This window comes from Aestuariicoccus sp. MJ-SS9 (assembly GCF_032586235.1).
Classification (GTDB): Bacteria; Pseudomonadota; Alphaproteobacteria; order Rhodobacterales; family Rhodobacteraceae; genus Aestuariicoccus.
Map to the genome: position 1 here is coordinate 20,958 of NZ_JAWHTD010000042.1, position 11,690 is coordinate 32,647.

General features: G+C 59.8%; 5 protein-coding genes. 3 read left to right on the plus strand and 2 right to left on the minus strand.

The window, feature by feature from the left end:
- Window positions 1-66: 66 nt before the first annotated feature.
- On the minus strand, window positions 67-1,632 hold the full coding sequence (locus RXV88_RS19425) for a winged helix-turn-helix domain-containing protein (protein WP_316295155.1): 1,566 nt from the start codon (window positions 1,630-1,632) through the stop codon (window positions 67-69).
- A 156-nt stretch (window positions 1,633-1,788) separates the two neighbouring features.
- On the opposite strand from RXV88_RS19425, the gene RXV88_RS19430 reads away from it, so the two are divergent.
- A complete protein-coding gene (locus RXV88_RS19430) occupies window positions 1,789-2,301 on the plus strand; it encodes a hypothetical protein (protein ID WP_316295156.1) in 513 nt (170 codons plus the stop codon).
- 303 nt (window positions 2,302-2,604) lie between these two features.
- Here the strand turns inward: RXV88_RS19430 and RXV88_RS19435 are convergent, their stop codons facing one another.
- Window positions 2,605-5,373 carry a calcium-binding protein gene (locus RXV88_RS19435; protein ID WP_316295157.1) on the minus strand — a complete coding sequence of 923 codons (2,769 nt, stop codon included), beginning with the start codon at window positions 5,371-5,373 and terminating at the stop codon, window positions 2,605-2,607.
- Window positions 5,374-6,012: 639 nt separating this feature from the next.
- On the opposite strand from RXV88_RS19435, the gene RXV88_RS19440 reads away from it, so the two are divergent.
- A complete protein-coding gene (locus RXV88_RS19440) occupies window positions 6,013-8,865 on the plus strand; it encodes an ELWxxDGT repeat protein (protein ID WP_316295158.1) in 2,853 nt (950 codons plus the stop codon).
- A gap of 143 nt (window positions 8,866-9,008) precedes the next feature.
- Window positions 9,009-11,480 (plus strand): ELWxxDGT repeat protein, encoded by a 2,472-nt coding sequence (locus tag RXV88_RS19445; protein WP_316295159.1) that lies wholly within the window; start codon window positions 9,009-9,011, stop codon window positions 11,478-11,480.
- Window positions 11,481-11,690 lie beyond the last annotated feature (210 nt).

The window sequence follows — 11,690 nt, forward strand, 5'->3', positions numbered from 1 at the left end:
AATCCGGAACTTGGGTCCCAGCATGCCGCATGACAAAAATAGTCAGGCAAAATCCTGCACCACGTTTCAGTCGTTTTTCACCCCAACTGAAACCAGTGCTGACGTCATCAGAGCGCGCATCGTAGCATCCTCAAAGGGAAAGGCATTGAAAAACATTGCCACCGAGGTATCAGGCCGTCGCTCTCGCATTGCCTTTGCCCAGTATTGTGCCTTTTCATCATCACCCCTGATCTTGCAGATCATCGCGGCTATGGCCCTGATCAAAAAGTGGGCGCCCGGCGCGCGGGCCCCTTTTTCTGCCCAAAGCAATGCATTGTCGTAGTCTTCAAGTTGGAGATAGGCCAATCCGCGAGCGCATTGCATCGCATATAGGAGCGGATCGAGTGGACTGAGAGCAATTGCTTTTTCGAGTTGTGCCAGCGCATCGGTCCCTCGTCCCGCCATGACGTCAGCCCAGCCATGCGCATAGAAACCCTGTGCGAAATTCGGGCTAAGCTCGACGGATCGGTCGATCCAAGGCATCCCCGCCTCCGGGTCGCCCCGAAGCCAATGTGCCCGGCCCAATGTGAAATTTCCAAAAGGGTCTACCGGATCGATCTCAACACATTTCTCGGCAAACAGACGGGCGTTGAGCACGTCTTTTGCCGTATCGGTACTGTACTTAAGAAAGGCTGTCTGAAAGCTGGTGAATGATCGGGCCGCGTAGGCCCGCGCAAATCCGGGTTCAAGCAGTGTGGCTCGTTCGAAATGCCCCGCAGCAATCTGGTTGTCGGTATTGTTGAAGCGGTACATGTGCTGCAAGCCAAGGTGATAGATGCCCCATGCATCCAGGTTTTCGGGCGGACGAAGGCGTGCGCGTTTGGCCTCGTTCAAAGGCACATGCAGCTCTAGCGCCGATATCACGTGGGTCACGATATCGTTTCTGGTCTCATTCACGTCACTGACCGTTCCCGAGAACCGTTCGCTCCAGATCACAGCCTGAGTGCGCGTGTCCGACAATTCCACCGACACCGCGATCACAGCGCCGTAAATCTCGACCATTCCGGTGAGGCAGTAGTTCGCGCCAAGTGTTGTGTGAATGGCCGACAAGTCTGGATCGTCGTGCCGGAAACGGAAAGTTGACCCGCGTGAAATCACCGTCAGCCACCGCAAGCGTGACAGGCAGGAAATCAATTCGGCCGGAATGGCATCGGCGATGGCGCTGTAGGCTTCGGAGTACCCGACCATCCGAAACGGCAGGATGGCAATCGAAGGACGCCCGGAGTCAGCCATCGTATCGTCAGTCGGCATGTGGGCTTCGGAAGTCCTGGCCTGCGCGGACAAAGCCGCATGAGCGTTTCCCACAAAACGAACACCGCGACCACGGAGCGTTCGGATATACTTTTGTGTAACCCCATCATCCCCAAGGACTTTGCGCGTCGTCTTGATCACCGTGGAAATGGCAGCTTCGGACACGATCCGTCCGCCCCAAATCTTTTCGACGATCTCGTCCTTGTTGACCATACGGTCTTGATTCACCACTAGGAGCGACAGCAACTCTAACGCCCGCGGCTCGATCGCTACGTCTTCTCCCGACTTGAGCAGCAAGCCACGATCCATGTCCAGAGTGAAGGGTTCAAACTCGTAGCGCATGTGTTCTCCTTAGTCGCCCGCGCGAAATTCACCAAGATAATCTCAAGTTATCCTCAAGCACACGCCATCGCGATCAGGCAGGTATTGCCCAGCCTTTCATGCATCACAGGAGAATTCAAAATGTCGAAAATATTAAACTTCACTGCCGTTGTTGGCATGTCCCTTGTCGGCACCGCCACGATCGCCGCCGCCGAAACGGCCGAGGACAAGATCGCGCGTGCCATGAGCGCTGCTCCGTCGGATATCAGTGATGACGCCACGATCATGGATGTTGACGGCACAATCCTGCGCGAAGGATCGAACGGGTGGGTGTGCTTGCCGGGCATCGGTCTGATCCCCGGGGATCAGCATCCGATGTGCAATGATGCCGTCTGGATGAAATGGATGGCAGCCGCTGGCTCAGGGTCTGCGTTTTCGACTGACGTCGTTGGCGTGTCCTACATGCTGATGGGCGACGCCATGGTGAACAACGACAATCCGATGGCTATGGATCCCAACGACGGTGGTGTATGGGTCCAGGAAGGACCCCATACGATGATGCTGTTTCCGAACATGGACATGCTCGCCGATCTCCCACGCGATCCCTTTGCCGGAGGTCCTTATGTCATGTGGGGTGAAACGCCGCTGGCGCATGTCATGCTGCCCGTCGAAGCCAAGACGGCACCCTGACAAGAATGGCGACACACGGAAATATATCTGTAATTCTTGCCTTGGCAGACTGCCAGCCGACCCACCGATGCAGAGGATGAACACTGCAAAGCCCCGGGATCAAGGAGACCTTCGGCGACGCAATGCAAAGCGCCCCGGCCAGAACACCGAAGTCTGCGGCCGGGATGCAGACCGCGCATGGGTCGCAACCAGTGAAAGGACAATTTATGCCAGCCGACGCAGCAATCAGGACCACCAAAGGCCGTGGACGACTTTACGACAGTGTCCTCGAGACCATTGGCGATACCCCCGTGCCGAAATGAGTCAAAGGAAGGTAAAGTCCTCCACCGTCAGATCAGCCGCCGCTACCCCTTCGATCAGCACCGTGTGGCCCTGGTAGTCGATCAGCGCGCCTCCAGCCGTATTGGTGATGTTCAGCGCGGCGACCATACCTGCGAGCCCAGACCCCGGCGCATTCTCCACCCCGACCATGCGGAAGCTGTCGATGCCATCCTCGAAGTCGGTAATGATATCCTCGTCACCGTCCTTGAAGAAGTTCCACACGAAGATGTCCGCTCCAGAACCGCCGGTCATCGTGTCGTCGCCGTCGCCGCCGTTGATGGTGTCGTTCCCGGTGCCACCGTCAATTCGATCATCGCGTCCGCCGCCGGCCAGGAAGTCGTCGCCGCCGCCGCCCGTGATCACGTCGTTGGCCTCGCCGCCGCCGACGCTGTCGTTGCCTGCACCGGCAGAAATCTGGTCCTGGCCTGCGCCCCCGCCCATGTCGTCGTTGCCGCCGTTGCCCTCGATCGTATCGGCGCCAAAGCTTCCCCCCATCGTGTCGTTGCCATCGCCACCGATCATGGAATCGTCGCCTGGCCCGCCGTTGACCACGTCGTTGTCCTCACCGCCGTCGACAGTGTCGTTGTCCTGGCCGCCTCCCATGAAGTCGTCGCCGGAGCCGCCCTCCATGACGTCGTCGCCGGTGCCGCCGCCCATCAAGTCGTCGCCTCCGCCGCCATAGACCAGGTCGTCCCCGGCGGCTGCGCCGATGTTGTCGTCGCCGCCCAGACCGCTCAACGTGTCGTTGCCGGTCAGGCCGAAGATCGCATCGTCGAAGTTTCCGCCCTCGAGGTTGTCATCCCCCTCGGTGCCGATCAGCGTGTCGCCCGTTGTGTCCGCGGTGCCACCGTCACCGGTCAGGTCGACGGTGCCGTCGAGGAACTGGATGAACTCGATATCCTCCAGCTCGTCAAATCCTTCGGAAGACTCAAGGCTCGCGCTATTGCCATCGAAGGTGATCGTGGCGTCGCCTTCGTTCACATTGATCACTGCGGTGTCCGTCCCATCGCCGCCAAGGAGCTTATCGTCGCCTGCACCGCCGGTTAGTGTGTCGTCGCCCGCCCCCCCGTAGAGCCAGTCGGAATTAATGTTACCGTTTAGCACGTCGTTTCCACTGCCGCCGTACAAGTCATTTGCCGCACCGGTGCCGACGTTGAGCGTGTCATCAGCGTTAGTCCCGACAACAAGGCTGTTGGAGGTGATCGGTGCATCTTCCGCGCCCAGAAGTGTGACGGTGAAAAAGCTATCTGGAATCCCGTCCCAACTACCATCGGCTGCCTGGTAGAGGATTGTCTCGATCGCAGAGGCGTCGGCGAAAGCGCCCTCCACCAAAAGTCCGGTCTCAGAATCCGACAAGCCGAAGATAATCAGGTCGTCGCCAACGCGCACCATGCCGCCGAGTTGCTGTTCTCCATTTGGGCCGAGGATGAAAAGCCGAATCTGATCTTCAGAGCCGGCTCCGTTCTCGATGGTGTCTTGGCCTAGAAATTCATAGACGAACACGTCGTTGCCATCGCCTCCGGACAGCAGATCGTCACCAATGCCGCCTTGAAGCGTATCATTACCGTCCAGCCCATGCAGAACGTCATTTCCCCCGTTACCAGAAAAAAAGTGATTTGTTCCATTTTCACCGCTCACTCTGTCGTCAAATTCAGACCCCCAGATATTTTCGATGTTGGAAACGATATCATGATTTCCAAAGGTATCCGCAAAGCTATTTGCTGAGAAATCGACGTCAACCCCCTGAAACCCACCCATATCAACGGTAAGATTATAGTCAATCCAGTCGTCTAGTCCTGCGCCACCATCGATTGTATCAATGCCATCGGATGCCAGAAAAACCTGTTGCCCTACCGTTCCTGAAAATTGATCGCCGTATTCCGTGCCGCGAATATGGAAGGCACCAGAAAAAATATCAGTACCACCCATTCCGTCATCAATATTACCTGCGTCTTCGGATGTGAACGTGACCGCGATACCAGAGGCGGCTGCATCGTAATAATAGTCGATGACATTGATCGCGTTTTCTCCGCCATCGATGACGTCGTTGCCGGCGCCCGGCAGTAAAAAGTCGAGGCCGCCCCCACCCTTCAGGGTGTCGTCGCCATCGCCACCCTCCAACCGGTCATTCCCGTCGCCGCCGTCCAGGTTGTCGTCGCCGTTGAAGCCGAGCAACCTATCGTCGCCGTCCCCGCCATTCAGCGTGTCGAACCCATCTCCAGCGTCTATTAAGTCCGCTCCTTCAAATCCAAAAAGCTGATCATTTCCCGAACCTCCGATCATTGTGTCGTTGCCGTCGAACCCAAAGAACTTGTCATCAAACTCCGAAAGCTGAACCAAGTCATCGCCAGAAAATGCCTCAAGAATGATGGAGAGTTCATCGTTCGTACCGGGCGTTAACGCTGCGTTGTAGATGTCGACCGCCGGAACATCGAAGCCATAAGCGATATATGAGATCTCGATTTCAGATTGGGTGTTCAAAAATGCTTCTGAAATTGCATGCACCGTGCCCCCAGTAATATTCCCCAGAAAGCCAAAGGAAAAATTCTCACCAAAAAATCGAAGTTCACCTTCGTTAATTCCGTCAAAAGAATACACCACCAAGTAGTCTTCGTATACCTCTCCATTTTCCGCTTCGATGAAAATATTATCAAGAAAATTAAAATCATCAAAATTCAAAGTATAGTAATAAAGGTTCAATTCCTCTATATTCACAGGGATACTGGAGTGCAATGCGTCGAACGTGGCCATTTCGCTTCTCCATTCTGGTTTTAGTCGCGCCAAAAAGTGATTTTTGCTTGATTCGGTTTTTTTGGCAAGGAAATCAATTTCCCGAGTGTGTGAGCGAGGGGGAACACACTCTCAATGTGAATGGCGAACTTGGAACCGAAGGATCGCCACAGGAATCTTGGGGTTTCCGCTTAGCCTTCTTGGCAGACCAATGACATAACGGTTTTGATTGGGCGTCGCCCCTGGGGTCACTTCAGGGTAACTTGGGTCGAAAGAGGCAGGAGTTTCGCAACCTCTTTCCATGCGCAACCCTTCACCCTTCCGATACTTAAAAACCAGCCCCGGAGATCATCCGGTTGGCGGCGATACTCTAGGTGCGATGCCCGTCTTTACTCCAAGTGGTAGCGTCAGAAGAGCTTGAGTTGCTGCAGGCTGACGGCACAGCAATTGATGTTTCTCAATGCCGCGCGTGCCGGGCGCCGATAGCGTTTCAGAACAAGGAAACCTGAGGCTCAATCCCGCGCGCTCTGCCAATCCGGGCCATCAAAACCCCGAGCGAGATGTTCCCGGATATCGGACGCAAGGATGATCTTCTTGTTTGGCGACGCAAACCTGCGGCCCGCCAGGGTTTTGCCTTGATATGTTGAGGGAGGCTCTGTCATGGGATCGGAACTTTTTTTCTATGCGAACAGCCCGGACGCTGGGTATGAACCCCACGTCACGAACGCCGATGGTTCCAGTGCAACGCTGCTTGTGGACCTGAAACCCGGGTTGCAGACCTCCTCTTATTCCTATTCCGGGCCGGTTGCTTACGAGGGCAGGATCTTTTTCGGCGCCGACGACGGCGTCTACGGGGAAGAACTGTTCGTGACAGATGGCACCGCAGCAGGCACCACGCGCCTCAGTGACATCTACGCCGGCGGAACGGACGCGTCGCCCGAGAGCTTGGTCATCTCCGGTGGGAACGTGTTCTTCTCCGCATGGGCGCCCGACACGTTCAGGGAAATTTACATCTCCGATGGAACGGATTCCGGCACGCAACTGCTCAGAGACATCTTCCCCGGCGCGGTCTCATCCTACCCCGATGATCTCGTTGATTTGAAAGGCACTCTGCTGTTCGTCGCGCTCACCGAGGCAACCGGCTTCGAGCCTTTCGTCAGCGACGGCACGACCGCTGGCACTCAGTTGCTGGCGGACCTGGTGCCGGGCAGTGACCCCTCCAACACCAGGTTTGTCGCGGATGCCATTCTCGGCGACACGATGTTCTTCACCATCGACACTGGCGACCTGGGCGATGAACTTTGGAAAACCGATGGCACGACCGCGGGAACGGAGCTCGTCAAGATATTCGAAACGGACCTGTCCGACACGCTGACAGATCCGGTTGTGGATGATCTGATTACCGTGAACGGAACCCTGTTTTTCACCGTCTCTCCGAGTTACTACCTGCAGTCGGATATCAATAATCTTTGGCGGTCGGATGGCACAGCGGAAGGCACGCATCAGATCGGTCCCGTTCTGGGGGACGGAAGTATCGGTGTCAGCCAGTCACTCTATGCCGTCGAACTGACGCCCTTGAGCAATTCCGTGATCTTCTCGGGGGATGCGGCCACCGGCGAAGGCCAGGAACTGATGATTTCGGATGGGACCGATGCCGGAACGGCTCTGGTTATCGATATCTACCCTGGGTCCAACGGATCCTATCCTGAACATTTCACGCCTATAAACGATGGGTCCCGACTTGTCTTTGCGGCCAATGATGGTGTTCACGGCGACGAGCTTTGGATCACCGACGGCACGGCGCCGGGCACCTACCTGCTTGCCGATATCGACCCTTCTGGCGGGTCGTCGCCCTTCGGTTTCACGGCCGCTAACGGCCTCGTCTATTTCTCGGCCAACGACGGCACCCATGGACGGGAACTCTGGGTGACAGACGGCACCGCCGAAGGAACTCATCTGGTGGAGGACCTGGTGCCCGGCACTGGGTCTTCCAATCCCGGCCAGTTGACCGCCTTTGCGACCAACGCCGCTCCGACCCTGACAGGGCTCTCTAGCGCCAACGTAGATGAAAACAGCGCCACGGGCACGTTGGTGGGCCTTGTTCAGGCCAGCGATCCCGATGGCGACGCGCTCAGCCTTTCGCTCACCGACAGCGCCGGTGGGCTTTTTGCGCTCGACGGGAATAGTCTCGTGGTCAACGGAGTGCTGGATTTCGAAGGTGCCTCTAGCCACAACATCACTCTCGAGGTCAGCGATCCCGGCGGCCTCAGCGACAGCGCGTCTTTCACGATCACGGTCAATGACATCAATGAGCCCCCCTCCCTTCTGTCCTTGACCGGGCTCGATGTAGATGAAAACAGCGCGACGGGCACCGTGATAGGCACGGTTCAGGCCAGCGACCCTGATGATGACACTCTTAGCCTTTCGCTCACCGATAACGCCGGTGGGCTTTTTGCGCTCGACGGGAATAACCTCGTGGCCAACGGAGCGCTGGATTTCGAAAGTGCCGCCAGCCACGACATCACTCTCGAGGTCAGCGATCCTGGCGGCCTCAGCGACAGCGCGACATTCACGATCACGGTGAATGATCTTTCCGACGAGGAACCGACGGGGGGCGTGACCCTGGTCGGCACGTCCGGCGACGATGAACTGACAGGCACGCCTTATGCCGATCTTCTAACCGGCGAAGACGGCAACGACACGCTTGATGGCGGCGCGGGGGATGACGGGCTCTTCGGTGGTGCGGGCGACGACCTGATCCTTGGAGGTACCGGGGACGACAATATCGGCGGCTCGGACGGCAAAGACAGCGTGGATGGTGGGGCTGGCGATGATCTGATGGGCGGCGGCACCGGCGACGACATCATGGAGGGCGGCTCCGGCGACGACTTCATGGGAGGCGGCCAGGACAACGACACTGTCGACGGCGGTGAGGACAACGACGTGGTCAACGGCGGGCCAGGCGACGATTCCATGATCGGTGGCGATGGCAACGACACGATGGGGGGAAGCTTTGGCGCCGATACGATCGAGGGCAACGGCGGCAACGACGACATGGGCGGGGGCGCAGGCCAGGACCAGATTTCTGCCGGTGCAGGCAACGACAGCGTCGGCGGCGGCGAGGCCAACGACGTGATCACGGGCGGCGGCGGCGACGACTTCCTGGCCGGCGGCGGACGCGATGATCGAATTGACGGTGGCACCGGGAACGACACCATCAACGGCGGCGACGGCGACGACACGATGACCGGCGGTTCTGGAGCGGACGTCTTCGTGTGGAACTTCTTCAAGGACGGTGACGAGGATACCATCACCGACTTCGAGGATGGTATCGACAGCTTCCGCATGGTCGGGGTGGAGAATGCGCCGGGGTCTGGGCTCGCAGGTAAGGTCGCCGCGCTGAACATCACCAATACGGCTGGGGGCGCGCTGATCGACTACCAGGGCCACACGGTGCTGATCGAAGGGGTAGCGGCGGCTGATCTGACGGTGGAGGATTTCACCTTCCTCTGACGCATCATCCCATCCCAGGGAATTGACATTTGTCACGCGGCCCCGGTGACCGGGGGTATAAGTTTCCTTGCAGGACGCGCCCGGCACCCACCGCGCGGGCGCGGCTCCCCAGACCGGGGGGCAGGCCGAGAGGAGGATACCCGATGACGCAGACCCTGTTTTTCTTCGCCGATAACGGCACGCTCGGCTACGAGCCGCACGTGGTCAACCCCGACGGATCGGGGGTGACGCTGCTGGCCGATCTCAACGCCGGGGCGGGCGGTTCGTTCGTCTTGCCCGGGGGAGTGCCCTTGGGCAACGAGGTGGTCTTTGCGGCCGATGACGGGACGGTCGGCTGGGAGCTGTTTATCACCGACGGCACGCCGGCTGGCACTGGTGTACTGGCGGATGTGGAATTCGGGCCCGCGGGATCCACGGCCATTCCAGGGGTGTCGTTGGACGGGCAGGTCTTTTTCGTGGCTACCACCGTCGCGTCAGGAACCGAGTTGTGGGTCACGGACGGCACGGAGGCGGGCACGACGCTGACCCGTGACATCGTCCCCGGAGCGGGCTCTTCGTTTCCAGCGGGCTACGCCCTCTTCGGCGATCGGGTGTTCTTCGGCGCCGACGATCCGTCCCTGGGGAGCGAGCCGCATGTCAGTGACGGCACCAACGGCGGCACGCAAATCCTCGCCGATCTGAACACGGGAGCTGGACCGTCCTTTCCCACATTCTTCGCCGATGCGAATCTGGGCGACACGATACTCTTTACCGCTGACGCAGGAGCGGTCGGCGACCAGGAATTGTGGGCGACCGACGGCACCATCGCGGGCACGGTGCAGGTGCGCGACATCAATCCGGGCGCGGGTGGGTCTTATCCCGGCGTCATGACCACGCTGAACGGTGTGGCCTATTTCAGCGCCGATGACGGCACCAATGGCTACGAGTTGTGGCGAAGCGACGGCACCTTCGGCGGCACGCAGCTTGTGGCAGATGTCAATCCCGGGGCGGGCTCGTCCTTCCTCTTCGGTCTGACGCCTCTGGGGAACGACCTGGTCTTCGCCGCCACAAACGCCGCCTCGGGGCGCGAGCTCTGGATCAGCGACGGCACTGGACCGGGCACTGAACTTGTGCTCGACATCAATGCCGGGCCCGGCTCTTCCAACCCGTTCGGTTTCACGCCGGTCGGCGACGGATCCAGGGTCGTCTTCGCCGCCTCCAATGCCGCCTCGGGGCGCGAGCTCTGGATCACCGACGGCACCGCGGTGGGCACCCAGCTTCTGGCCGACATCAATCCTGGGGTCGGTGATTCGAACCCGGGCAACCTGACGGCGGTAGGAGAGCTGGTCTATTTCTCCGCTACCACCATCGACGATGGCAGCGAGCTTTGGGTGACGGACGGCACCACGGCAGGCACGGTCCAGGTGGCCGACCTCAACCCCGGGGCCGGCATAGGGTCGTTCCCGGTCGGGCTGACCGTTCTGGACGTGAACGGCCCACCCGAAATCACCGGGCTGAGCGGCGCGACCATTCCCGAGGATGCGGGCCTTGGCGCCGTGGTAGGTACGGTCCAGGCCACCGATCCCGATGGCGATACGCTGAGCTACTCCCTCACCGACGATGCCGGCGGGCTCTTTGCGCTGTCCGGCGCCAATCTGGTTGTGGACGGTCCGCTCGATTTCGAGACCGCAGCGAGCCATAGCGTCACGGTCCAGGCCAGCGACGGTGCCGCCATCGACAGCGAAAGCTTCACCATCACCGTGACGGATGTGGAGGAGACCACCGCAGCGACCGAAGGCGACGACATCATCACCGGCACCGACGGCGACGATCTGGTCGCGGGCCTGGGCGGCGACGACCTGATCAGCGGCGGGGACGGCAACGACAGCCTGTTCGGCCAGGCTGGCGAGGACACGCTGAACGGCGAGGGCGGTGACGACAACCTGGGCGGCGGCGACGGCAACGACACGGTCAACGGCGGCGACGGCAACGACAACATGGGCGGTGGCCTTGGCGACGACGTGATGGACGGCGGCGAGGGCGACGACTTCATGGGCGGCGGCCAGGACAACGACAGCATGCAGGGCGGCAACGGCAACGACGTGGTCAACGGCGGCGCGGGCAGCGACGACCTGCAGGGCAACGACGGCAACGACACCATGGGCGCGTCGTTCAACGACGACACCGTGTCGGGCGGCGCTGGCAACGACAACATGGGCGGCGGCACCGGATCGGACCTGATGGACGGCGGCGCGGGCAACGACAGCCTCGGCGGCGGCGAAGGCGACGACACGGTGCTCGGCGGGTCGGGCGACGATTTCCTAGCCGGCGGAGGGCGTGACGACAGCATCGACGGTGGCGACGGCAACGACACCATCAACGGCGGTGATGGCGATGACACCATGACCGGCGGCGAAGGGGCGGACCTCTTCGTCTGGAACTTCTTCAAGGACGGCGATGCCGACGTGATCACCGACTTCGAGGACGGGGTGGACCGGTTCCGCATGACCGGGGTCGACGAGCTGAGCATAAGCCAGACCGCCGAGGGCGCGCTGATCGAGTATCAGGGCCATACCATTCTGGTCGAAGGCATTTCTATCGGCGATCTGGGGTCGGAGGATTTCATCTTCCTATGACGCTCAGGGTCTGAACGGGTACACCTCGCTTGGCATACCTGTCACAGTGGCCGTAGAGTCAAAGCCCTCGCCGCGCTCGAAAAAGCGATCAAGCTAGATCGGAACTACGCCGACGGGCGTTGTTGCAGAACTCGGGCTTGAGGCGTGATTGCCCCTTTCCCCGCTGAGATCATGCCACGCGGATGATCTCGGCGGTGCCGAGGGCATTGA